Source organism: Solirubrobacter ginsenosidimutans, from assembly GCF_027587205.1.
In genome coordinates this window covers 82,516-104,288 of the sequence record NZ_JAPDOD010000008.1, presented here as the reverse complement: position 1 = coordinate 104,288, position 21,773 = coordinate 82,516, and the positions used below count along the sequence as shown (strand labels likewise).

The 21,773-nt window shown below is 70.6% G+C and carries 26 protein-coding genes; 14 read left to right on the top strand and 12 right to left on the bottom strand.

What is annotated here, in order from left to right; genetic code table 11:
* Positions 1-6: 6 nt before the first annotated feature.
* Genes OM076_RS11985 through OM076_RS11965 form a run of 5 tightly spaced genes read right to left on the bottom strand, consistent with a single transcriptional unit; the run spans position 7 to position 4,163 of the window.
* Positions 7-1,347, bottom strand: a complete 1,341-nt coding sequence (locus OM076_RS11985; protein WP_270040135.1) for a glutamine synthetase family protein — start codon at positions 1,345-1,347, stop codon at positions 7-9.
* Complete coding sequence (locus OM076_RS11980) at positions 1,344-2,003, bottom strand: type 1 glutamine amidotransferase (protein ID WP_270040134.1); 660 nt, start codon at positions 2,001-2,003, stop codon at positions 1,344-1,346. Before OM076_RS11980 ends, OM076_RS11985 begins: the two co-directional genes overlap by 4 nt.
* Positions 2,000-3,103 carry an NAD(P)/FAD-dependent oxidoreductase gene (locus OM076_RS11975; RefSeq protein ID WP_270040133.1) on the bottom strand — a complete coding sequence of 368 codons (1,104 nt, stop codon included), beginning with the start codon at positions 3,101-3,103 and terminating at the stop codon, positions 2,000-2,002. The genes OM076_RS11980 and OM076_RS11975 overlap by 4 nt, the downstream gene beginning before the upstream one ends.
* Positions 3,103-3,294 (bottom strand): ferredoxin, encoded by a 192-nt coding sequence (locus tag OM076_RS11970; RefSeq protein WP_270040131.1) that lies wholly within the window; start codon positions 3,292-3,294, stop codon positions 3,103-3,105. Before OM076_RS11970 ends, OM076_RS11975 begins: the two co-directional genes overlap by 1 nt.
* The gene (locus OM076_RS11965; protein WP_270040130.1) at positions 3,291-4,163 is read right to left on the bottom strand and encodes a fumarylacetoacetate hydrolase family protein; all 873 of its coding nucleotides are present in this window, start codon (positions 4,161-4,163) and stop codon (positions 3,291-3,293) included. The genes OM076_RS11970 and OM076_RS11965 overlap by 4 nt, the downstream gene beginning before the upstream one ends.
* Positions 4,164-4,238: 75 nt before the next feature.
* Between OM076_RS11965 and OM076_RS11960 the strand changes: the two genes are divergently transcribed.
* A complete protein-coding gene (locus OM076_RS11960; protein ID WP_270040128.1) occupies positions 4,239-4,874 on the top strand; it encodes a GntR family transcriptional regulator in 636 nt (211 codons plus the stop codon).
* Here OM076_RS11960 and OM076_RS11955 read toward each other — a convergent pair.
* The 6 genes from OM076_RS11955 to OM076_RS11930 are packed head-to-tail and all read right to left on the bottom strand — an operon-like array spanning position 4,871 to position 9,622.
* On the bottom strand, positions 4,871-5,647 hold the full coding sequence (locus tag OM076_RS11955) for a nitrilase-related carbon-nitrogen hydrolase (protein WP_270040126.1): 777 nt from the start codon (positions 5,645-5,647) through the stop codon (positions 4,871-4,873). The two genes, OM076_RS11960 and OM076_RS11955, sit on opposite strands and share 4 nt — an antisense overlap.
* Complete coding sequence (locus OM076_RS11950) at positions 5,644-6,492, bottom strand: ornithine cyclodeaminase family protein (RefSeq protein WP_270040125.1); 849 nt, start codon at positions 6,490-6,492, stop codon at positions 5,644-5,646. Before OM076_RS11950 ends, OM076_RS11955 begins: the two co-directional genes overlap by 4 nt.
* 15 nt (positions 6,493-6,507) lie before the next feature.
* Positions 6,508-7,305: an amino acid ABC transporter permease gene (locus tag OM076_RS11945; protein WP_270040123.1), complete on the bottom strand. Its 798-nt coding sequence runs from the start codon at positions 7,303-7,305 to the stop codon at positions 6,508-6,510.
* Positions 7,302-7,955: an amino acid ABC transporter permease gene (locus OM076_RS11940; RefSeq protein ID WP_270040121.1), complete on the bottom strand. Its 654-nt coding sequence runs from the start codon at positions 7,953-7,955 to the stop codon at positions 7,302-7,304. Before OM076_RS11940 ends, OM076_RS11945 begins: the two co-directional genes overlap by 4 nt.
* A gap of 3 nt (positions 7,956-7,958) precedes the next feature.
* On the bottom strand, positions 7,959-8,867 hold the full coding sequence (locus tag OM076_RS11935) for a glutamate ABC transporter substrate-binding protein (RefSeq protein ID WP_270040120.1): 909 nt from the start codon (positions 8,865-8,867) through the stop codon (positions 7,959-7,961).
* Between the two features lie 14 nt (positions 8,868-8,881).
* Positions 8,882-9,622 carry an amino acid ABC transporter ATP-binding protein gene (locus OM076_RS11930; RefSeq protein WP_270040119.1) on the bottom strand — a complete coding sequence of 247 codons (741 nt, stop codon included), beginning with the start codon at positions 9,620-9,622 and terminating at the stop codon, positions 8,882-8,884.
* 74 nt (positions 9,623-9,696) lie between these two features.
* Here OM076_RS11930 and OM076_RS11925 point away from each other — a divergent pair, with 74 nt between their 5' ends.
* From OM076_RS11925 to OM076_RS11865, 13 genes are all read left to right on the top strand, one after another.
* Positions 9,697-10,395, top strand: coding sequence for a FadR/GntR family transcriptional regulator (locus tag OM076_RS11925; protein WP_270040118.1), 699 nt, complete (start codon positions 9,697-9,699; stop codon positions 10,393-10,395).
* Positions 10,392-11,015 (top strand): fumarylacetoacetate hydrolase family protein, encoded by a 624-nt coding sequence (locus OM076_RS11920; RefSeq protein WP_270040117.1) that lies wholly within the window; start codon positions 10,392-10,394, stop codon positions 11,013-11,015. Before OM076_RS11925 ends, OM076_RS11920 begins: the two co-directional genes overlap by 4 nt.
* Positions 11,012-11,719, top strand: coding sequence for an FAD binding domain-containing protein (locus OM076_RS11915; protein ID WP_270040116.1), 708 nt, complete (start codon positions 11,012-11,014; stop codon positions 11,717-11,719). Before OM076_RS11920 ends, OM076_RS11915 begins: the two co-directional genes overlap by 4 nt.
* Before the next feature lie 4 nt (positions 11,720-11,723).
* Positions 11,724-12,203 (top strand): (2Fe-2S)-binding protein, encoded by a 480-nt coding sequence (locus OM076_RS11910; protein ID WP_270040115.1) that lies wholly within the window; start codon positions 11,724-11,726, stop codon positions 12,201-12,203.
* A complete protein-coding gene (locus OM076_RS11905) occupies positions 12,200-13,531 on the top strand; it encodes a xanthine dehydrogenase family protein molybdopterin-binding subunit (protein WP_270040114.1) in 1,332 nt (443 codons plus the stop codon). The genes OM076_RS11910 and OM076_RS11905 overlap by 4 nt, the downstream gene beginning before the upstream one ends.
* The gene (locus OM076_RS11900) at positions 13,531-14,538 is read left to right on the top strand and encodes a xanthine dehydrogenase family protein molybdopterin-binding subunit (protein WP_270040113.1); all 1,008 of its coding nucleotides are present in this window, start codon (positions 13,531-13,533) and stop codon (positions 14,536-14,538) included. Before OM076_RS11905 ends, OM076_RS11900 begins: the two co-directional genes overlap by 1 nt.
* Positions 14,535-15,374, top strand: a complete 840-nt coding sequence (locus tag OM076_RS11895; protein WP_270040112.1) for an AAA family ATPase — start codon at positions 14,535-14,537, stop codon at positions 15,372-15,374. The genes OM076_RS11900 and OM076_RS11895 overlap by 4 nt, the downstream gene beginning before the upstream one ends.
* Positions 15,371-16,396 carry a vWA domain-containing protein gene (locus OM076_RS11890; RefSeq protein WP_270040111.1) on the top strand — a complete coding sequence of 342 codons (1,026 nt, stop codon included), beginning with the start codon at positions 15,371-15,373 and terminating at the stop codon, positions 16,394-16,396. Before OM076_RS11895 ends, OM076_RS11890 begins: the two co-directional genes overlap by 4 nt.
* Positions 16,393-17,286, top strand: a complete 894-nt coding sequence (locus OM076_RS11885) for an amidohydrolase family protein (protein ID WP_270040110.1) — start codon at positions 16,393-16,395, stop codon at positions 17,284-17,286. Before OM076_RS11890 ends, OM076_RS11885 begins: the two co-directional genes overlap by 4 nt.
* Entirely contained in the window at positions 17,283-18,449 is a 1,167-nt protein-coding gene (locus OM076_RS11880) for an XdhC family protein (RefSeq protein WP_270040109.1), read from the top strand. Before OM076_RS11885 ends, OM076_RS11880 begins: the two co-directional genes overlap by 4 nt.
* On the top strand, positions 18,428-18,721 hold the full coding sequence (locus OM076_RS11875; protein WP_270040107.1) for a putative quinol monooxygenase: 294 nt from the start codon (positions 18,428-18,430) through the stop codon (positions 18,719-18,721). Before OM076_RS11880 ends, OM076_RS11875 begins: the two co-directional genes overlap by 22 nt.
* A gap of 67 nt (positions 18,722-18,788) precedes the next feature.
* Positions 18,789-19,145 carry a response regulator gene (locus OM076_RS11870; protein ID WP_270040105.1) on the top strand — a complete coding sequence of 119 codons (357 nt, stop codon included), beginning with the start codon at positions 18,789-18,791 and terminating at the stop codon, positions 19,143-19,145.
* Between the two features lie 20 nt (positions 19,146-19,165).
* Positions 19,166-21,364 carry a PAS domain-containing sensor histidine kinase gene (locus tag OM076_RS11865; RefSeq protein WP_270040104.1) on the top strand — a complete coding sequence of 733 codons (2,199 nt, stop codon included), beginning with the start codon at positions 19,166-19,168 and terminating at the stop codon, positions 21,362-21,364.
* Here the strand turns inward: OM076_RS11865 and OM076_RS11860 are convergent.
* Positions 21,351-21,740, bottom strand: coding sequence for a response regulator transcription factor (locus OM076_RS11860; protein ID WP_270040103.1), 390 nt, complete (start codon positions 21,738-21,740; stop codon positions 21,351-21,353). The two genes, OM076_RS11865 and OM076_RS11860, sit on opposite strands and share 14 nt — an antisense overlap.
* Positions 21,741-21,773: the final 33 nt, after the last annotated feature.

The window sequence follows — 21,773 nt, the reverse complement described above, 5'->3', positions numbered from 1 at the left end:
GGCGTCCTAGAGGTGGTGGAGGTACTCGGCCAGCTCCCAGTCGGACACCCACGTGCGATGGCGTTCGACCTCGAAGCGTTTGACGGCGAGGAAGGTGTCGACGATCTGCGGGCCCATGGCGTCGCGCAGGACGGTGTCGGCCTCGAGCGCGTCGAGCGCCTGCTCGAGGCTGGTGGGCAGCGGCTCACCCGGGTCGTCGAGCGTGTAGGCGTCGCCGCCGACGGGCGGGCCGAGCGGCAGCTCCTCCCTTACGCCGTGCAGGCCGGCGAACAGCAGCGCGGCGGTGGCGAGATAGGGATTCGCGCTGCCGTCGCCGACGCGAACCTCGACCCGCGACGCGCGGCCGCGCTCGGCGGGAATGCGGATGAAGCTCGTGCGGTTGTCCCAGCCCCAGTTGGCGTGGGTGGGCGCGAGCGAGTCGGGGACCAGGCGCCGGTACGCGTTGATCGTCGGGTTCAGGAACGCGGTCAGCGCGTGGGCGTGCGCGAGGATGCCGGCGGTGAAGTGACGCAACGTGTCCGACACGCCGTCCGGGTCGCCGTGGTCGGCGAACGCGTTGTCGTCCTCGCGGTCCAGCGAGAAGTGGAAGTGGAACCCCGAGCCGCCCTGGTCGTTGAACGGCTTGCCCATGAAGGTCGCGATCAGGCCGTGGATCGCGGCGACGTCCTTCACGGCGCTCTTGAGCCGGAAGGCCCGGTCGGCGGCGGTCAGCGCGGGCGCGTGGCGGAGGTTGATCTCGTACTGCGAGTTCATGAACTCGTGGTTGGCGGCGAACGTGCCCATGCCGAGCCGCGACAACGCCTCCGTGATCTGGCGCACGACGCCCTTCGGGTCCGCCTGCGGGCCGACGGTGTAGACCATGCTCAGGTGGTCGACGTAGCGGCGGATGCCGTTGGGCGCGCTCGGGTCGGCGACGCAGAGGAAGAACTCGAGCTCGGGGCCGGAGATCGGGCTGTAGCCGAGTTCCTCGAACGCGGCGACGGCCTTGCGCACGGCGCCGCGCGGGTCGGCGGGCGCGGCGCTCGTGCCGCTCACGGGCTCCAGATCGGCGATGCAGCAAGCGACGCCCGGCTCCCACGGCAGCAGCGTGAGCGTGCTCAGGTCCGGCTTGGCGACGAGGTCCGGGTAGCCGGCCTCCCCACCCACCACCGGCGTGTGGCGCAGGTCGGTGCCCATGATCGCCGAGCAGAACGCGAGGCCGTGCTCGGCCGCGCGATCGAACTCGCCGATCGGGACGTCCTTGCCGCGGGTGACGCCGTGCAGGTCGCTGTAGACCACCCGCACCGATGTCACGGACTGGTCGTTGAGCTCCGGCGGGCGGGCCATCAACCCTCTCTCCTCGATCATGCGCTCTCTCCTCTGAAGGCGTCGAAGAGGCGGAACGCCGCCTGCCTCGCCGCGTCCTGCTGCTCGGCAGGCGCCTCGATCAGCGCCAGACCGTCGGTCACGCCGACGGTCTTGAGCTTCTCGACGTCCTTGCGAGCCCAGCCTTCGACGATGTCCGTCGTGGATTCGGGATGGAACTGCAGGCCGAGATGGCGGCCGTGGCGGAACGCCTGCGTGGCGTCCCTGGTCCGGGCGATCGCCGTTGCCCCCGGCGGGACGGTGAAGCGCTGGTAGTGCCACAGCAGCCACGGCCCGCTCGGAACGGCGTCCGGCTCGTCGGTCTCGATCTCGCGCCAGCCGAACTCGGGCGTCGGAGCGGCCTCGATCGTGCCGCCGAGCACGTGGGCGAGCACCTGGCCGCCGTAACACAGGCCGAGGACCGGGACGTCGTGTTCGACGGCGCGCGTGATCAGCGCGATCTCGGCCGCGACCTGCGGCACGTCGGCGTCGACCGGCGAGTAGCGGCAGCCGAGGCTGGCGACGGCCTCGAACTCGCGCACGTCCGGCGTGTGGTTGGTGCGCGAGTCGCTGACCACGTAGGCGATGCCACGCGCGTCGAGCCACTCCCCCAGCAGCGCCGGCGGCCCGGATTCGCCGTGCTGGCGGACGAGGATCATGCGAGCGACACCAGCTCGTCGAGCCGTGGGCGGCTTGCCAGCCGGCGGCGGTACTGCATCAGCTTGCGCGGAGCGTTGAACGTCACGACCGAGACGACATGCTCCCCGCGGACGCCGACCGCGACGTCGGGCTCGATCAGCTCGACGCGCTCCGCGCGGGCGGGAAGGCCCGCGGCCTGGATCTTGACGTCGTATTGGTCGGTCCAGAAGTACGGCACGGCCTCGTAGGGCTTCGGCGTCTCGGCCAGTGCGTTGCGGCCGGCGTGCGCGCCCTGCTCGGCGGCGTTCGTCCAGTGCTCGACGCGGATGGGCTCGCCGTCGGCCAGCGGGTGCGGCCACACCGCGACGTCACCGGCCGCGAAGACGTGCGGGGCGGCCTGCAGGTTCGCGTCGCAGACCACGCCACGGTCCAAAGTCAGGCCCGAGCCTTCCAGCCACTCGATGTTCGGGAGCGCGCCGAGGGCGACCACGATCACGTCATGATCCAGCGCCGCGAGGTCCGCGGGCGCGCCCAGACGCAGCTCGACGCCGTGGTCGCGGTGCAGAGCCGCGCAGCGGGCACCCAGCTCGGCACCGAGCGCGAGCATCGGCTGCTCGGCGACGTCGAGCAGCGTGACCTCGAGGCCGAGCTTGCGGGCGCTCGAAGCCACTTCGCAGCCGATGAAGCCCGCGCCGACGATCGCGACGGTCTTGGCGGTCGCCAAGGCGGCCTTGAGCGCGATGGCGTCGTCGCGGTCTCGCAGCGTGAAGACGTTCGCGGCCGTCTCCCCCGGCCAGGTGCGGGCGCGGGTGCCGGTGGCGATGATCAGCGTCTCGTACTCGACCGCCTCGTCGCCGATCGTGACGGTGCGCGCGGCCACGTCGAGGGCGGTCGCCGGCTCGCCCAGGCGCCACTCGACGTCGAGCTCCTCACACGGGAAGGCGCCGGTCTCGACCGTGTGGCGACCGTCGAGCACCTCCTTGGAGAGCGGCGGGCGCGTGTACGGCTTGTGCGGCTCGTCGCCGACGAGCACCACGCGGCCCGCCCAGCCTGCCGCCCGTACGGCGGTCGCCGCGCGCAGGCCGGCGAGCGAGGCGCCGACGATGACGATCGGGCGCATCAGCCTTCGAGCCGGATGGCCAGCATCGGGCAGGCGTCGGCGGCCTCCTGGGCGACCTCGCGCTCCTCGGGCGAGATCTCCTCGCGCCAGCGCAGGACGTCGTCGTCACCGAGCTCGAAGATGTCAGGCGCGACGTACACGCACTCGCCGTGGCTCTGGCACAGGTTCATATCGACGTGGACTCGGGTCATCGGGCGGTCCTCTCCTCGACCATGCGCTCGGCTTCCTCCTCCGGAATCGCGAGCGCCACATGCAGGGTCTGCGCCGAGGTCTCGGGCTGATCGCCCGGCCCCGACAGGTCAACGTCCCACTCCTGGACGGAGTTCGTGAGCCGGCCGATGCCGTCGATCTCCACCTCGACGGTGTCACCGGGCTCCATGGGACGGGAATTGGCCGGCGTGCCGGTGAGGATCACGTCCCCGGGCTCGAGGGTGATCAGCCGCGACAGGTCGGCCAGCTGGTAGGCGACGGCGAACAGCAGATCGCTCGCGTGCGCCTCCTGGACGACCTCGCCATTGAGGTACGTGCGCAGGGTGAAGTCGGTGGGGTCGAATTCGCCCGCGGGGACGAGCTCGGGGCCGAGCGGCAGGAAGCCGTCCTGGCCCTTGACGCGCAGCATCGAGCCGCGGTCGGCGTGGCGGAAGTCGTGCAGGCCGACGTCGTTCGCGCACGTGTAGCCGGCGACGTACGTCAGTGCCTCGTCCGCGCTGACGCCCTTCATGCGCTCGCCGATCACGACCGCGAGCTCGCCCTCGTAGTTGAGGAAGCGCGTGCCCGCGGGGCGGCGGACGCTGCCGCGGTGACCGTTGAGCGTGGTCGGCGGCTTCATGAAGTACGAGGGCTGCGGCGGGATGCGCGCGGCGTACTCCTCGACCCGGCTGCGGTACGTCAGGTGGACGGCGATGATCTTCGACGGCGTCGCGGGCGCGAGGTAGCGCGCCTGCGCCTCGGCGATCCGCTCGCCGGTGTCGAGCACGATCGCGCCGCTGTCCAGACGCCCCCACACCGGCTCACCAGCGTGTTCGACGCGGACCCGACGATGCGTTTCGGCGGCTGGCATGGCGCATAATGTATCCATTCTGTTTCGCCTGTCAAGGCCTTGCGAACAAATAATGTATGCATTACTGTGCTGCTCATGCTTCAGGTCGACAGCGTCGTGGATCTCGCCTACGAGCGCATTCGCGAGCTCGTGCTCGCGGGTGACATCGCGCCCGGTGCGCGGCTTGCGCAGGTGGAGCTCGCGGAGCGCCTGGGCATCTCGCGGACGCCCGTGCGCGAAGCCCTGCGACGGCTCTCCGCCGAAGGTCTGGTCGACTCCCACCCCAACCGCGGCTTCTGGGTCGCCGAGCTCAGCCTCGACGCGGTCCTGCGCCGGCTGGAGGTGCGGCTGCTGCTCGAGCCGGGGATCGCCCGCCTGGCCGCCGAGCGCCGCAGCGAGCGTCACCTGAGCGAGCTGGAGCGCGCGATCACGCGTGAGGAGAAGGCGCGCACCGGCAGCGCGGCGCACGACGCCAGCCGCGAGTTCCACTTCGTCCTCGCCCGCGCGACCGGCAACGAAGAGCACGTCCGCATCCTCGACTCGCTGTGGCTGGTCGAAGTGGGCCGCCGCCTGCTCTCACGCCGCGCGACCGAGGTGGAGTGGCAGGGCGCGGACGTCTCCGAGCACCGCGAGATCGCACAGGCCGTGGCCGATCGTCGTGGAGACGACGCGGCGCATTTGATGGAGGCGCACGTCCGCGCCGCCGTCCAACACTGGGAAGAGAAGCGCTAGACGAGGTCGCCGTAGAGCTCGGGGCGGCGGTCGGCGAAGGCGTCGCTGAGGCCGGAATAGACCTTGTCGCGCGCGCGGATGAGGTCGACGTCGGCAGACGTTGCGCCCGCGATCCAGCCGTTCTCGTCGATCACCGCCGTGCCACCCACCCACTCGACGCCGCGCTCGGTGCCTTCGCGGTCGCAGATCGCCATGAAGATGCGGTTCACGCGCGCGCACGACATCGCGGTGAGCTGCTCGGGCGGGTGCTCGCCGGCGGGCGGGCGCTCGATCACCGGCCAGTTGACCGGCGCGCAGATCAGGTCCGCGCCGCGCAGAGCGAGCGAGCGTGGCATCTCCGGGAACTCGATGTCGTAACAGATCAGCACGCCCACGCGGCCGAACGGCGTCTCGAGCAGTGGCGGCGCCACGTCGCCGGGCGTGAAGATCAGGCGCTCGCGATCCCACAGGTGGGTCTTGCGGTAGACGGCCAGCACACCGCTGCCGTCGACCACCGCGGCGCTGTTGTAGAGCGCACCGTCCTCACCCGCCTCGCAGAACCCGCCGACGACGAGCGAGCCGAACGAGCCCCACTCGCGCAACCGCGGATCGTCGGCGGCGATCGCCGCCGCGGACGCTTCCTCGCGGGAGGCGAACACGTAGCCCGAGGTGACGAGCTCGGGGAGGACGACGATGTCCGCGTCCACGCCGTCCAGCCCGCGCAGCACGAGCTCGCGATTGAAGGCCGGCTCGCCGACGCGCGGGGCGAGCCGGCAGCAGGCGATCCGGGTCATCGCAGGAGCGTAGTGAGCTTCCCTGCCATCACGGCGTCCTCCCACGACATGCCGCTGCTCTTGAACAGCCGCGGCCCGGAGCCGATCTCCGCGTTCCCGCGCACCAGCTCGGAGAGCGTGACGAGCGCGTCCGCTGACAGGGCGCCGGACTCGATCGCGCAGACCACGTCACCCGCCTCGCGCAGCGCGGACGTGCGCGACTCCACGATCACGCTCGCGCGCGAGACGAGCGCGTCGTCGGTCTCGCGCGCGTCCGCGTCATGCGTGCCGATCGCGACGACCACGGCGCCGTCGCGCACGAGCGACCCGTCGAACAGCGGCGTCGAGGACGTCGTGCAGCAGCAGATGACGTCGGCGGCGGCGACCAACTCGGGCGCGCCGCCCGCCTCGCGCCCGACGAGGTCGACGTGGGCGATCGGGCGGATCGCCGAGATCGCCTCCACGTGCGCGTGCGCCTGCGGGCCGCGCCCGAAGATCAACAGCCGCGAGGCGTCGGCAGAAGCGAGGTGCCGCACCGCGAGCGCGGAGACCGCCGACGTGCGCACATTGGTCAGCGCGATCCCGTCGATCACCGCGACCGGCGCGAGCGTCTCGCTCGAGAAGACGACCACGACGCCCTGCACGCGCGGGTCGCCGCCGATCGTCACGAGCTTCACGGCGAGGTGCCCGCCCAGCTCGGAGGGCATCATGATCAGGTCGCCGCCCTCGAGTGAGACGAACCGCCGCGGCGGGTCGGTCTCCGGGTCGAAGCCGGCCGTGAGCGCGGCCTGCAACGCGTCGATCGCGACGACGGGGGTCAGGTGGCGGGCGACGTCGTCGCCGGTCAGATACGGAAGGTGGGACATAGGACGGCGCGAACCCTAGACGGGGTCGACCGTCACCTGGTCCTCGAGCCCGCGGACGCGCTTCATCTGCGTGCCCGTCAGCTTGCGCTCGCGCAGTTCCAGCCGCCGCGACAGCCGCGAGAGCGAGTAGTTGACGATCACGAACAGCAGCCCGACGAAGATGAAGACGTGCAGGATCGGCGCCTCGACGACGGTGAAGAAGTTCGAGGCGGTGACGATCCGCGCACGCCGCATCACCTCGGTGATGGCGATGATCGAGACCAGCGTCGTGTCCTTGTTGAGGGTGATCAGCTGCGACACGGTCGCCGGCACCATCCGCCGCAGGCCCTGCGGCAGGATCACGTGGCGCAGCGACTGCCGGTAGGTCATGCCCAGCGCCGCGGCGGCCTCGCTCTGCCCGCGGGGCAGCGAGAGAATGCCGGCGCGCATGATCTCCGCCAGGACGGCGCTGTTGTACAGGACGAGCCCCAAAAGCGCGCCCAGCACGAGCCCCGACTGGAACGCCTCCGGCGCCCACGCCGGCATCGCGTCCTCCCACGCCCGCTTCCACGACGACGGCAGCCCCAGCGCGAAGTAGAGGATCAGGAAGATCAGCGGCAGGTTGCGGAAGAGGTCGATCCACGCGCCCGCGGCGACGCTCACCGGGCGAGCGGTCGAGAGCCGCAGGAGCGCCAGCGCCAGCCCGAAGATCAGCGCCAGCACCATCGAGACCAGCGCGATCTCGAGGTTGATCAGGAAACCCTCGAGGATGAAGCGGACGTTGTTGCCGGTCGTCAGCCACTCCCAGTTGTCCGGATCGAAGAGATAGTTCATCTGCGAATCGCGAACCGGCGCTCGAGGTTGCGGATGACGAGCGTCACGGTGCCCGTGAGGATCAGGTAGCCGACGGCGGCCCAGAAGAACGTCTCGTCGGTCTGGAACGTGCGCGCCTGCACGATCCGCGCCTCCTTCAGCAGGTCAGGCAGCGCGAGCAGCGACACGCCGATGATCGCCGAGTTCTTGATCATCGCGATCGTCAGCGACCCGAGCGGCGAGATCACCGTGCGAAACGCCTGCGGCAAAACGATCCGCCGCAACGTCTCCGCGTAGGAGAACCCGAGCGACAGCGACGCCTCGATCTGCCCTTTCCCCACGCTGAATACGCCCGAGCGCAGCGCCTCGGCGACATAGGCGGCGGTGTAGAGCCCCAGCGACGCCGTACCCGCCACCCACGCGTTGATGTCCACCCCGCCGCGCCGCAGCCCTGCGTAGGAGATGAACAGCAGCACGAGCAGCGGGATGTTGCGGAAGATCTCCACATACACCCCGCCCACCCGCTGCAGCCCCTTCGAGGGCGCGATGCGCAACGCCGCCACGAGGGTGCCGACGACCATGGCGATCCCGAACGAGATCACCACGAGGCGCACCGTCACCCAGAAGCCCGAGCTGAACTCGGACCAGTGATCCGTGAGGACGTTGAGCAACGCTCAGTTGTTCTTGACGAGCTCGACGGCTTCGTCGACGGAGATGTTGGGGACCTCGCCCTTCTCGCCGGTGTACTTGCCGATCCACTCCTGGTGGAGCTTGGCCCAGGTGCCGTCGTCCTTGAGGCCCTTGAAGACCCCGTTGACGAAGTCGACCATCTGGGTGTCGTCCTTCTTGATGCCGGCGCCGTAGGGCTCCTGCGTCAACTGGTCGCCGACCAGCTTGAGCGTGTCGTCCTGGATGATCATGCCGGTGAGGATCACGTCGTCGGTCGAGACCGCGTCGACCGCGCCGTTCTGCACCAGTTCCAGGCACTCCGAGTAAGAGTCCACGAGCTTGAGCTTGGCGTCGGGCGCCTGCTTCTTCAGGTTCGCCTCGTAGGTCGAGCCCAGTGCCGTGCAGACGTTCTTGCCCGCCAGGTCGGACACGCCGGTGATCGCCGAGTCACCCGGCACGAGCACCCGCCCGCGCGCGATGAAGTACGGGTCCGAGAACGCGATCTGCCCGACCCGCTCCTCGTTGATCGTCATCGTCGAGAGGATCAGGTCCGCCGTCCCGTCCTCCAGGAACGGGATCCGGTTGTCGGAGATCGCCTCGATGAACTTCGGCTTCACGCCGAGCTTGGCGGCGACCGCCTTGCCCATCTCCACGTCGAAGCCCTCGACCTCGCCCGACTGCGGGTTCTTGACGCCGAACGGCGGCACGTCGAACTTGACGCCGATCGTCATCTCGCCCTTGGCCTGGATCTTGCCCAACGTCGTGTCCGCCGCGAACTTCTCGGCCGTCGCGGCCGGCGTGGACCCACTGGCGGCCGGCGTGCCGGAACCGCCCGCGTCGTCGTCACCACCGCATCCCGCCATCGCCAGCACACCCGCACTGAGCGCGACGCCCAGCCATCGAGATACCTGCATTCCCCAGCCCTCCCCTAGTGGTGGATGATCTTGTCCACGAATTCCCGCGCCCGCTCCGACTGCGCGTTGGCGAAGAACTCGGCCGGCGGTCCCTCCTCCACGATCTGACCGCCGTCGATGAACACCAGCCGGTCGCACACCTCGCGGGCGAAGCCCATCTCGTGGGTGACGACCAGCATCGTCATGCCGTCACGCGCGAGGTCGCGCATGACGTCGAGCACCTCCCGGATCATCTCCGGGTCAAGCGCCGAGGTCGGCTCGTCGAAGAGCATCAACTGCGGGTCCATGGCGAGCGCCCGCGCGATCGCCACCCGCTGTTGTTGTCCTCCTGACAAGTCGGCCGGGAACTGCTCGGCCTTCTCGGCGATGCCAACCCGCTCGAGCAGCTGATGCGCCGTCGTCCGGGCCGTGTCGGCCGCGATGCCCTTCACCTTCACCGGTGCCAGCGTGATGTTCTGCAGCACCGTCATATGCGGGAAGAGGTGGAACTGCTGAAAGACGAACCCGATCTGGGCCCGCAACGCGGAGAGGCCCTTGCCGGGGGTCACCGGCCGGCCGTCGAAGCGGACTTCGCCGCTGTCGACCGTCTCCAGCCCGTTGACGCAGCGCAGCATCGTCGACTTGCCCGAGCCCGAAGGCCCGGCGATCACGATCACCTCGCCGCGGGTAACGCTCAGGTCGACGCCGTCGAGGACGACGTTGTCGCCGAACGCCTTGTGAATCCCCACCAATTCGACCAAATTCCGGTCTCTCATACGCCCCTCATCCCGTTTTCAAACCTACACGCTCCGTCCCCCGGAACGACGGGCGTGATAGCGTGGCTGGTCCAATGGTCCGGCCAATTGCCTTCGGCACGGTCACCCGCGACGCGCTGCCCGATCAGATCGCCGCGCGCCTGATCGACCTGATCACCGAGCGCCAGCTCAAGGCGGGCGACCGCCTTCCGCCGGAGCGCGAACTCGCCGCGACGATGGGCGTCAGCCGCTCCTCCCTGCGCGAGGCGCTGCGCGCGCTGGCGATGCTCGGCGTGGCCGAGATGCGCCACGGCGACGGCACGTACCTGACGAACCTGCAGCCCGGGTCGCTGATGCGCTCGGTGGGCCTGGTCCTGGCGCTGAGCGACTCCGGCCTCCAGCAGCTCTTCGAGGCGCGCAAGCTGGTCGAGCCGGGTCTCGCCAAGCTCGCCGCGCAGCGCATCACCGAAGCCGAAGCTCAAGAGCTGCACCAGTGCGCGGAGGCGAGCGCGAGCGCCCTCGGCGACGCCGAGGCCTTCATGTGGGCCGACATCGAGCTGCACGCGCGGATCGCCCAGGCGGCGAACAACGCCGTGCTCGAGCGGCTGCTCGAGTCGATCGCGGGGATGGGCATCGCCAGCCGGCGGCGCACCGGCCGCCTCGGCCCCGTGCGCGAGCAGAGCGCGCACGACCACCGGGACATCGTGGCCGCCATCGCGGCCCACGAACCCGATGCGGCGTATGCCGCGATGCTGCAGCACTTGGAGAACGTCGAACGGGCGGTGACGGAATGAAGATCGTTGCGATCGGACTGAACTACATGGATCACGTGCGGGAATCGGGCGCGACGCCGCCCGAGAAACCGCTCGTGTTCACGAAGTTCACGACGGCGGTGATCGGCGACGGTGACGAGATCCGGATTCCCCGCGCGATCACCGAGCGCGTCGACTGGGAGGTCGAGCTCGCCGTCGTCATCGACCGCGACGCGAAGGACGTCGCGGAAGCCGACGCGCTCTCCTACGTCCGCGGCTACACCGTCGCCAACGACGTCTCCGCCCGCGACGTCCAGTTCGCCGACGGCCAGTGGGTGCGCGCGAAGTCGCTGGACACCTTCTGCCCGCTCGGCTCCGAGCTCGTGCAGGTCGAGGACCCGCAGAACCTCAAGCTGATCACGCGGGTCAACGGCGAGGTCATGCAGGACTCCAACACCTCGGAGATGATCTTCGGCGTCGCGGAGCTGATCAGCTTCTGCTCGCACTCCTTCACGCTCGAGGCCGGCGACGTGATCCTCACGGGCACGCCGTGGGGGTGCGGCGAGTTCATGGAGCCCAAGCGCTCCCTGAAGCAGGGTGACGTGGTCGAATGCGAGATCGAGGGGGTCGGGGTGCTGCGCAACCCGGTGATCGAGGCATGAACGTGCATCTTCCGGAGTCCGTCGACGAGGCCGTCGGCCTGCTCGGCGCCGGCGTCCTGCTCGCCGGCGGGACGTCGGTGATGCCGCACGTGGGGCCGACGACGTCGCTGGTCAGCCTGCGCCGGGTGGGTCTGACCGGCATCGAGCGCGACGGTGACACGCTGACGATCGGCGCCGCCACGACGCTCGCGCGGGTCGGCCGCGAGGTCCCGTTCCTGCACGATGCGATCGAGTCGATCGCGTCCCCGACGATCCGCAACCTTGCCACGATCGGCGGCAACCTGTTCGCCCGCCAGCCGCACGGCGACCTGGCCGTTTGCCTGCTCGCGCTCGACGCCACGGTGAGCATCATCGACGCCGACGGGGCCCGCGAGGTCGGCGTGCTCGAAGCCGAGGGCCTGGTCACGTCGATCAGCTTCAAGGAGCCCGAGCGCTGGTTCTACACGAAGGCGATGCGCCGGCGCCAGAACTCCGCCTCGATCGTCACGGTCGCCTCCGACGGCGCGCGGATCGCGCTCGGCGGCGTCGCGCCGCGGCCGGTCCGGGCCACCGCCGCCGAGGCGGCGCTGGCCGAAGGTGACATCGCCAAGGCCGCCGAGCTGTCCGTCGAGGCCGCCGACCCGTTCGACGACGCCTACGCCAGCGCGTGGTATCGCCGCCGCGTTCTCCCGGTCCACGTCCGCCGAGCGCTCACGGAGGAGTAAGCGCATGCCGTCAACAGTCATCGAGCTCGAAGTCAACGGATCCGACGAGGAGTTCATCGCCAAGCCCGGCACCACGCTGCTCAGCGCGCTACGCGACACGCTCGGCCTGACCGCGACCAAGCGCGGGTGCGGCGTCGGGACGTGCGGCACGTGCACGTGCCTGCTCGACGGCGACGCCGTCATGTCCTGCCTGGTGCCGGTGGAGACCGTCAACGGCTCGCGCGTGAAGACGCTCGAGGGCGTGACGCCCACCGACGGCACGCTGGCGCCGCTGCAGCAGGCGTTCCTGGACGGCTTCGCCACCCAGTGCGGATTCTGCACGCCGGGGATGATCATGGCCGCCGAGGCCCTGCTCGCCGACAACCCCACCCCCACCCGCGCGGACGTCGTGCGCGCGATCAGCGGGAACGTCTGCCGCTGCACGGGCTACGAGAGCATCATTCAAGCGATCCTCGACGCGGCCGAGCGGATGGCGGTGGCATGAGCACCAACGGCTTCAACGTCATCGGCAAGCCGGTCCAGCGCTCGGACGCGCTGGGCCACGTCACCGGTCGCACCCAGTACTTCGAGGACGTCAACCCGACCGGGCTGCTGCACCTGCGCATGCACCGGTCCGAGCGCCATCACGCGACGCTCGTCGACGTCGACACGAGCGCCGCCGAGCAGGTCAAGGGCGTCGTGAAGGTCCTCACCTACAAGGACGTGCCGAACAACTGGTACACGGTCCTGAAGCTGATCAACGTCGGCTACGACGACGAGCCCGTGCTGGCCGAGGGCAAGGTGATGTACCGGGGCGAGCCGATCGTCGCCGTCGTGGCGACCTCCGAGCGCGCCGCCCGCGAAGGCGCCGCCGCGGTCAAGGTCACCTACGAGGATCTCCCGCACGTGCTCGACGTCGAGGAGGCGCTGACCCCCGAGGCGCCGGTGATCAAGCCGCACGGGACCAACCACTTCATCTACGAGGACTACCACTGCCGGCGCGTGCGCTTCGGCGACGTCGAGGAGGGCTTCGCCCAGGCCGACCACGTCTTCGAGTGGCGCTACCAGTCGCGGCCGATCGAGCAGGCGCCGACGGAGACGACGGGCTGCATCGTCATCCCCCAGGCCAGCGGCCGGCTGAAGATCCACTCCGACACGCAGGCGTGCTTCTTCACGCTCGACAACACCGCGCTGATCATCGACGTGCCGTTCGGCAAGCTGCAGGTCGTCGGCGGGACCGTCGGCGGCGGCTTCGGCGGCAAGGTCGACGTGATCGTCGAGCCGATCGCCTGCGTCGCCGCGATGGCGACCAACAAGCCGGTCAAGTTCGTCTACGACCGCGAGGAGGAGATGCAGGTCTCCTCGCCGCGCGCCGCCGAGCGGATCTACATCAAGGACGGCGTGATGAACGACGGGCGGATCGTCGCCCGCAAGGTCACGCTCTACGCCGACGCCGGCGCCTACTCGCGCCACAGCCCGTACGCGACGACCAAGGCCGCGGCGCACATGCCCGGCCCGTACAACATCCCCAACGTCTACGTCGACTCCTACTGCATCTACACCAACCGCACGCCGTCGAGCGCGATGCGCGGCTTCGGCGTGACGATCGGGGACTTCGCGCTGGAGACGCAGATGGACCGGATCGCGCGGGCGCTGGAGCTGGACCCGTTGGAGCTGCGGCTGAAGAACGCCTACCGCGACGGCGACATGAAGGCGCACCGCAAGATCGCCGAGGGCACGGCGCTGATCGAGGTCATCCAGAAGGCCGCGGAGCTCGTCGGGCACGAGCTGGGCGCGGAGTACCGGTCGATGTCGTCGCAGGAGGCGCGCTGATGGCGATCCTTACGGGACGCGGGTACGCGTCCGTCAACTACCCGACCGGCATGAACCTGGGCGGGGACCCGACCCAGGCGCTGGTGCACGCGACGACGACCGGCAACTTCGTCGTCTCGCTGTCGTCGGTGGACCTCGGCCAGGGCCTGAAGACCGTCGCCGCGCAGGTCGCGGCCGAGACGCTCGGCCTCCCCTACGAGAACATCATCGTCGACACCGCCGACACCGACACGGGCCCGCACTGCATGGGGACGTTCGCGTCGCGCGGCACCCACCGCGTCGGCAACGCGGTGATCATGGCCGCCCAGGAGGCGCGTGAGGCGATGCTCTCGGCCGCCGCGGAGGAGCTCGAGGTCGACGCCGAGGACCTCGAGACCGACGGCACCGGCTTCATCAAGCTCAAGGGCTCCGACGAGAAGAAGATCCACGTCGTCGACCTCGCGCTGGCCGCGCACTTCAAGCTCGGCCGCACGATCTCCGGGCGGGGCATCTTCCTCAAGGAACGCTCCTACCCGGTGCCCGAGACGGGCGAGATGAACCCGGACTCCTGCCAGGCGCACGCCTGCACCGTCGCCGACGTGACCGTCGACGACGAGACCGGCGTTGTCGAGGTCACCGCGCTGCACAACGTCTACGAGGTCGGTCGCGCGATCAACCCCGCGATGGCCAAGCAGCAGATCGAGGGCGGCGCCTGGATGGGCATCTCGCACGCGCTGTTCGAGACGACCGAGCCCTACTACCCGAACCGCGACCACGGGCCGCGGGACTTCGAGGAGTACCTGATGCCCGGGCCGGCGGACAACGCGGTGATGGAGTCCCAGATCATCGAGTTCCCCGCCGCCAGCGGGCCCTTCGGAGCCAAGGGCATCGGCGAGATGACCGCCAACGCGCCGATCCCGGCGATCGCCAACGCGATCTTCGACGCCTGCGGGGTGCGGCTGGAGGAGATGCCCTTCACGCCTGAGCGGGTGCTGCGCGGGCTCGACGCGCTGCGGGCCACCGCGTGACCGAAGACCTCCAACGGCGGTTCGCGGAGGAGCGGTACCTCGCCGACGAGGGACTGCTCACCGCGGTCCACCTCGCGCTCTCGCTCGGCCGGCCCTTGATCCTCGAGGGCGAGCCGGGCGTGGGCAAGACCGAGCTGGCGAAGGTGCTCGCGCGCACGCAGAACCGTGAGCTGATCCGGCTGCAGTGCTACGAGGGGCTGGACGCGGCGCAGGCGCTCTACGAGTGGGATCACCCCAAGCAGCTGCTGGCGATCCGTTCGTGCGAGGCAGAAGGCCGCCCGGTCGGCGACCTCTACGCCGACGCGTACCTGATGGAGCGCCCACTGCTGCGCGCGCTGCGCACGCCGTGCGTGCTGCTGATCGACGAGATCGACCGCGCGGACTCGGAGTTCGAGGCGTTCCTGCTCGAGTTCCTCTCCGACTTCCAGATCACGATCCCCGAGCTCGGGACGATCGCGGCGGTCGAGCCGCCGATCGTGGTGCTCACCTCCAACCGGACGCGCGAGCTGCACGACGCGCTCAAGCGCCGCTGCCTCTATCACTGGATCGCGTTCCCCGAGGCCGAGCGCGAGCGGGCGATCATCGACGCGCGCGTGCCGGGCCTGGCGGACGAGGCCGCCGCGTCACTGGTCGCGGCCGTCACCGGCGTGCGCGCGCTGAAGCTGATCAAGCCGCCCGGCATCGCCGAGACGATCGACTGGGCCCAGGCGGCGAAGCTGCTCACCGGCGAGGGCGCGCCGTGGCCGCTGGCGCTGCGCCGCTCGCTCGGGCTCCTGCTCAAGGAGGCCGAGGACACCGACGTCGTCCTGGAGCACGCGGAGGCCCTCGGCCTGTGACTGCGGTGCTCGACGGGTTCCTCGACGCGTGGAGCCCGATCCCGGAGAAGCGGATCGACTTCCTGACCGCGTTGCGCGACAACCCGCCGGCCGACATCACCCGCCTCTACTGGCTGGCGCGCGTGACCCTCGTGACCCGCGTCGACGACCTCCCGGCGTTCGACGTGCTGTTCGCGCAGTGGTTCGCCGGCGCCCCGCCGCAGCACGAGTCCCAGGAGGAGGGCGAGGAGCAGGCGCCGCGGCCCAAGGCCGACGGCGAGCTGCACCCCGTCCAGCTCTCCGAGGGCACCGGCCGCAGCGCGAGCGTCCACGACCTCGCCAACCGCCGCACCTACGACCCCACGGCCGAGGACCTCGCCGCGCTGCGCAAGGCGATCCGCGAACACCTGCCGACGATCCGCTCGCGGCGCCACCGGCCGGCGCGCAGTGGCCCGCAGATCGACCTCCGCCGGACGCTGCGCGCCGCGACGCGCACCGGCGAGATCACCCACCTGGCCCGCCGCGACCGGCCGCAGCGCACGCGCCCGCTGCTGCTGTTGATCGACGTCTCCGGCTCGCTGCGCCCGCAGGTACCGGACTATCTGCGCTTCGCCTGGGCCGCGCAGGCGGAGACGTTCACGTTCGGCACCCGCCTGACGCGGATCACCAAGCAGCTGCGCACCCGCGACGTCGACCATGCGCTCGCCAACGTATCCGAGACCGTCGAGGACGCCGACGGCGGCACCCGCATCGGCCCGGCGCTGCAGGAGTTCCTCGACACGCCGCGCTACGCCGACCGCGCCCGCGGCGCGCTGACGATCGTCCTCTCCGACGGCCTCGAACGCGGCGACCCCGCCGTGATGGCCCACGCGGTGCAGCGGCTCTCGCGCCTGAGCCATCGCTTGCTGTGGTGGACGCCGCTGGGCCTCGATCCGAACTACCGCCCGGTCACCCGCGCGATGGCGGCGATCCAGGACGACATCGACGCCCTTGCCGGCGCGCGTGATCTCCCCTCCCTTCTCGAACAGGTGCAACGGATTTGAATTACGTCGACGCGCATCACCACATCTGGCCGGCCCAGGGCCTCCCCTGGCTCGACGGCCCGATGATCCCGCGCATCTTCGGTCCCTACGAGCCGCTGCAGGGCAAGGCGTACACCGCCGAGGAGTACAAGGCCGACGCGCAGGCGAAGGGGTTCAGCCAGTCCGTCTACGTGCAGGCCAACTGGCGGCTCGAGGACTCGGTCAAAGAAGTCGCGTGGGTGCAGGAGCAGCACGAGCGGACCGGCTGGCCGCACGCGATCGTCGGCTCCGCGGACCTCTTCAGCCCGGACGCGCTCGCGACGATGCGAGAGCAGCTCGAGGTCTCACCGCTGCTGCGCGGCACCCGCCTGCAGCTGCACTGGCATGAGCAGGAGGCGTTTCGCTTTGCCACCGGCCCCGACCGGGCGTCGGATCGTACGTTCAACGAAAACCTCGCGAAGCTGCCTGAGCTGGGCTTGCTGTTCGAACTGCAGGTCTTCCCGAACCAGCTCGAGTCGGCGCAGCGCCTCGTGGCCGCCCACCCCGACCTGACGTTCGTGCTGATCCACGCGGGCATGCCGATCGCCGGCGAGCCGTGGCGCGAGGCGCTCACGCAGCTCGCCCACCACCCCAACGTCGCGGTCAAGCTCTCCGGCCAGGGCACGTTCGTCCACACAGTGGACCCTGAGCTGATCGCCGACGTGACGAAGGTCGTCCTCGACACCTTCGGCCCTGGCCGCGCGATGTTCGGATCGAACTTCCCGATCGAAAGCCTGTGGACCGACTTCTCTAGCCTCATTGATACGTGGCTCGGTGTCCTCGCCGAGTATCCGGACCAGGTGCGCGCGGACGTCCTGGGCCGGACCGCACGTCGCGTTTACCGGCTTGCCGAGGAGGAGGATCACGGATGACTCGACCCGTACAGCACACCGCCGCCGCCGTCGCCGGATGGCTGCGCGATGGCCGGCGGGTCGTCGCGGGCCTGCTGGTGCAGGTCGACGGCTCCTCGCCGCTGGACGTCGGCGCCTCGATGTACATCGACGATCAGGGCGGCATCGAGGGCTCGATCACGGGCGGATGCGTCGAGGGCGCGGTGGCCGCCGCGGCGATGGACATGCTCGACGCGGGCGGACCGCCGCAGCTGGTCACCTACGGGATCAGCGACGAGCTGGCCGGCACCGTCGGGCTGATGTGCGGCGGGATCGTCCACATCTTCATCCACGAGCTCAAGGACGAGCACCGCGACGCGGTCCTGCGCGATCTCGAGGCGACGATCGCGCACACCCCGGCCGCGCTCGTCACGCTGGTCGACGGCGAGCGCGCGGGCGCCAAGCTCTTCGTCGACGCCGCCGGCGTGACCGGCAGCCTCGGCGGCGGAGAGCTGCTCGACAAGAACGCCGCGCGCGAGGCCCGCGGGCTGCTCGCCGAAGGCCGGTCGAGCATGCGCGACTTCGGCACCGACGGCTCGAGCCTCGGCTCCGGCCTGCGGGTGTACTCCTCGATCCAGGCCGAGCCGCCGCGGATGGTCGTCTTCGGCGCGATCGACTTCTCCGCCGCGCTCGCGCCGCTCGCCAAGGGCCTCGGCTACCAGGTGACGATCGCCGATCCGCGCTCCGCGTTCCTCGCGTCGAGCCGCTTCTCCGCCGCCGCCGAGATCGAGATCGGCTGGCCGGACAAGGTCCTCGAAGGGGTCGAGCTCGGGCCGCGCGACGCGGTCCTGATCTTCACCCACGACCCCAAGCTCGACGTGCCCGCCGTGCAGGCCGCGCTCTCCACCGGCGCGGGCTACATCGGCGCGCTCGGCTCGCGCAACACGACGTCGGACCGCAACCGGCGGCTGCGCGACGTCGGCGTGACCGACGAGGAGATCGAGCGCGTGTTCGCCCCGTGCGGGCTGGACATCGGCGCCTCCACCGTCGAGGAGACGGCCGTCTCCGTGCTCGCCGAGATCATCGCGCACCGGGCCGGGCGCCACGGACAACCGTTGCGGGAGGCCGAAGGGCCGATCCGCCACGCCGACACCACCGAAGACCAAGAGAAAGCAGAGGCAGCATGGCCTATACCGTCGCCGTGACGTGGATCGCCAAGCCGGGCGAGGAGGACGCGGTCGCGTCCGCCCTGCAGGCGCTGGTGGAGCCGTCGCGGGCCGAGGAGGGAGTGCTCGTGTACATCCCCAATCGCGACCCCGAGGACCCCACGAAGTTCTTCATCTACGAGCAGTACGTCGACGAGGCCGCCTACACCGCCCACACGGAGACCGAGCACTTCAAGACCCACGGGTTCGGGGACGCGATCCCGCGCCTGCAGGAGCGCAAGCGCGAGTTCTACGCGCCGATGGTCGACTAACCGGTCGACTGGACCGAGGCGTCCGCTCGCTCGCGGGCGCCTCGGAAGATCAGTAGCGTGCGCACCGATGCCCAAGCGCGTGCTCGTGGTCGACGATCATCCGGCCGTCGCGCTCGCGCTGAAAGTCTTCCTGCGCTCCGACGGTCGCTACGAGGTCTCAGACACCGCGCCGACCGCCGCCGAGGGCTTGCGGCTGCTCGGCGGCCAGGACGCCGTGCTGCTCGATCTCTACCTTCCCGACATGAGCGGGCTCGAGCTCGTGCAGGCGTTCCGCGACCGCGAGCCGGGCGCGAAGCTGATCCTGCACTCCGCCGCCGACGACACGGCCGAGGTCGAAGCCGTCCGCCCACTGGTCGACGCGGTCGTCGCCAAGAGTGGATTCACCGAGATGTTGGCCGCTCTGGAGCGGCTGACCGGTGCATGAGACCTATGCTGGGTCGCGGAGTGACGGATCACCGCGGGCATGCAGACGAGGGTGCGAGGCTGGCCGCGGCGTTCGCCGGCCTGCCTGACGCGACCATCGCGGCCGATCTCGAGAACCGCCTGTGGCTGGTCAACCCGGCCGCCGAGGCGCTCTTCGGCGTGCGCGAAAGCGAGATCCTGGGCCAAAAATCGATCGACACGCTCGTCGAGCCGGCGGCGCGTGCGGCGACGCGCGAGTCCTGTCGGCGGGTCACCGCGGGCGAGGTCGACCGGGTCACGCTGCCGATCCGGCTGCTGCGCAGCGACGGCTCCGGGTTCCGCGCCGAGGTCGTCATCTCCCCCATCCGCGGCGCGGACGGCGACATCCTCGGCACCGTCGGCGTGGTTCGCGATGTGACCGAGCGGCTCGCGACGGAAGCCGACGTCGCGACGCTGCGGGCGATCGTCGACGCGGCCGAGGAGGCGATCGTCGGCGTCGATCGCCAGGGCGACATCCTCTTCTTCAGCCCGTCCGCCGAGCGCCTGTACGGCTGGCGCGCCGACGAGGTCATCGGCCGGCCCGTCAGCGTGCTGGTCGCCGATCACGAGCAGCACCTGATGCCCGACGTGCGCGACGCGCTCATCGCCGGGCAGACGGTCCGGCGCGAGGGGGTCGCGCGGCGCCGTGACGGCTCGCACGTCGAGGCCGAGCTCAACGCCAGCCCGATCATGGGCCCGGACGGCAAGATGCAGGGCACCGCGCTGATCGTGCTCGACATCTCCGCGCGCCGCCGCGCGCAGCGGATGCTCGAGCGCTTCGTCGAGCACGCGCCCAACGTGCTCGCGGTCAAGGACATCTCGGGCCGCTACCTGATGTTCAGCACGCTCGGCGCCCAGGCGGTCCGGCGCACCCCGGAAGAGATCATCGGGAGCACCGATCGCGACATCTGGGGCGACGAGTTCGGCGAGCAGCTCGAGCAGCAGGACCGCGCGGTGCTCGAAGCCGGAGCGCCGCTGACGTTCGAGAACACGTGGCGCGGGTCGAGCGGTGGAAACTGGACCTTCGTCACCACGAAGTTCCCGATCCCCGGGCCCGGCGGCGACCCCGAGGCGCTCGGCGTGATCGCCGCCGAGGTGACCGAGATGCGGCGCGCGGAGACCGACCGCATGCAGCTCGCGGCGCTCGTCCAGGCCGCGCCGGACGCGATCATCGCGCGCGACCGCGAAGACCGGATCGCGACCTGGAACCCCGGCGCCGAGCAGATGTTCGGCCTCGCGGCCAAGGACGCGATCGGCCGCAGCTACGTCGAGCTGACCGTGCCCGAAGGCGAGCGCGAGCGCGTCCACGAGATCATCGAGCGCGTCAACGCCGGTGAGACCCTCAGCGGGCGCTCGAACCGCATCCGCGCCGATGGCAGCGTCTTCCCGGCACAGATCTCGGTGGCGCCGTTGACGCTGCTCGACGGGAGCTGGCACGGCGCGCTGGCGATGATCCGCGACATCACCGACCTCGTGGAGGCCGAGGAGGAGCTGCGCGAGCGTGCGGCGCTGCTGGAGCGCTCCAACGCCGACCTCGAGCGCTTCGCCTACGCGGCCAGCCACGACCTGCAGGAGCCGCTGAACTCGATCCGGCTCAGCGCGGGAGCCGTGATCGAAGCGGCGCGCGAACGCCTCGACCCCGACGAGCGCGAGCTGATGGAGCACATCGACGCGGCCGCGAGCCGGCTCAGCGGGCAGGTCCGCGGGCTGATGGAGGTCGCGCAGGTGGCGCTGGGCCGCGAGTCCGGCGAGCAGGTCACGCTGGAAGTGGCGATCCGGGACGCGATCGACGCGCTGCGGGCCGCCGCCGTCGAGTGCGGGGCCGCGATCGAGGTCCAGGAGCCCGTGCCGGCGGTCGACGTCCCGCGCACCGAGCTCTCCGCCGTGCTGCAGAACGTCATCAGCAACGCGATCAAGTACCGCCGCGATGGCGTCACGCCGCGGATCGTGATCGCCGCGGAGAAGGGCGAGACGATCATCGAGGTCCGCGTCGCCGACAACGGCGTCGGGCTCTCCGACGAGGAGCTCGATCGCATCTTCGGGCTCTTCGAGCGGGGCGTCTCCGATCAGCCGGGGACCGGTATGGGGCTGGCCGTCGCGCGGCGGATGCTCGAGCGCCTCGGCGGCACGATCCTCGCGCGCTCCCCCGGCCGCGGCGAGGGCTCGGAGTTCACCGTGCTCGTCCCGCTCAGCGGCGGGTGACGGCCAGCTCGGCCGCGGCCTGCGCCGCCGCCTCGAAGCCCGCGGCCTTCTCGAGGTAGCGGTCGGCTCCGGCGGCCAGCGCCGCGCTCGCCGCGCGCTCGGCCTCGAACGCCGAGAAGACGAGGATCGCGCAGTCCGGCAGGTCGGCGCGCAGCGAGCCCGCGACCTGGAGCCCGTCGAGCTCGGGCATCGCGAGATCGAGCACGACGACGTCGGGCGCGAGCGACCGCGCGAGCGCGAGGGCTTCGGCACCGTCGGCGGCCTCGGCGACGAGCTCGAGCTGCGGGTGCGCGTCGATCGCACGGCGCAGCAGCCTGCGCATCAGGGAATGGTCGTCCGCCAGCAGCACGCGGGCGCGGGTGGTGGCATCGGACACGGTTATTGCTAAGTATCGCCGTGCGGCCGCGGC

Bases quoted from the DNA above. Each gene is read 5' to 3' on its own strand.
- OM076_RS11985 (WP_270040135.1), bottom strand. From the start codon at position 1,347: ATGATCGAGGAGAGAGGGTTGATGGCCCGCCCGCCGGAGCTCAACGAC.
- OM076_RS11980 (WP_270040134.1), bottom strand. From the start codon at position 2,003: ATGATCCTCGTCCGCCAGCACGGCGAATCCGGGCCGCCGGCGCTGCTG.
- OM076_RS11975 (WP_270040133.1), bottom strand. From the start codon at position 3,103: ATGCGCCCGATCGTCATCGTCGGCGCCTCGCTCGCCGGCCTGCGCGCG.
- OM076_RS11970 (WP_270040131.1), bottom strand. From the start codon at position 3,294: ATGACCCGAGTCCACGTCGATATGAACCTGTGCCAGAGCCACGGCGAG.
- OM076_RS11965 (WP_270040130.1), bottom strand. From the start codon at position 4,163: ATGCCAGCCGCCGAAACGCATCGTCGGGTCCGCGTCGAACACGCTGGT.
- OM076_RS11960 (WP_270040128.1), top strand. From the start codon at position 4,239: ATGCTTCAGGTCGACAGCGTCGTGGATCTCGCCTACGAGCGCATTCGC.
- OM076_RS11955 (WP_270040126.1), bottom strand. From the start codon at position 5,647: ATGACCCGGATCGCCTGCTGCCGGCTCGCCCCGCGCGTCGGCGAGCCG.
- OM076_RS11950 (WP_270040125.1), bottom strand. From the start codon at position 6,492: ATGTCCCACCTTCCGTATCTGACCGGCGACGACGTCGCCCGCCACCTG.
- OM076_RS11945 (WP_270040123.1), bottom strand. From the start codon at position 7,305: ATGAACTATCTCTTCGATCCGGACAACTGGGAGTGGCTGACGACCGGC.
- OM076_RS11935 (WP_270040120.1), bottom strand. From the start codon at position 8,867: ATGCAGGTATCTCGATGGCTGGGCGTCGCGCTCAGTGCGGGTGTGCTG.
- OM076_RS11930 (WP_270040119.1), bottom strand. From the start codon at position 9,622: ATGAGAGACCGGAATTTGGTCGAATTGGTGGGGATTCACAAGGCGTTC.
- OM076_RS11925 (WP_270040118.1), top strand. From the start codon at position 9,697: ATGGTCCGGCCAATTGCCTTCGGCACGGTCACCCGCGACGCGCTGCCC.
- OM076_RS11920 (WP_270040117.1), top strand. From the start codon at position 10,392: ATGAAGATCGTTGCGATCGGACTGAACTACATGGATCACGTGCGGGAA.
- OM076_RS11915 (WP_270040116.1), top strand. From the start codon at position 11,012: ATGAACGTGCATCTTCCGGAGTCCGTCGACGAGGCCGTCGGCCTGCTC.
- OM076_RS11910 (WP_270040115.1), top strand. From the start codon at position 11,724: ATGCCGTCAACAGTCATCGAGCTCGAAGTCAACGGATCCGACGAGGAG.
- OM076_RS11905 (WP_270040114.1), top strand. From the start codon at position 12,200: ATGAGCACCAACGGCTTCAACGTCATCGGCAAGCCGGTCCAGCGCTCG.
- OM076_RS11900 (WP_270040113.1), top strand. From the start codon at position 13,531: ATGGCGATCCTTACGGGACGCGGGTACGCGTCCGTCAACTACCCGACC.
- OM076_RS11880 (WP_270040109.1), top strand. From the start codon at position 17,283: ATGACTCGACCCGTACAGCACACCGCCGCCGCCGTCGCCGGATGGCTG.
- OM076_RS11875 (WP_270040107.1), top strand. From the start codon at position 18,428: ATGGCCTATACCGTCGCCGTGACGTGGATCGCCAAGCCGGGCGAGGAG.
- OM076_RS11870 (WP_270040105.1), top strand. From the start codon at position 18,789: ATGCCCAAGCGCGTGCTCGTGGTCGACGATCATCCGGCCGTCGCGCTC.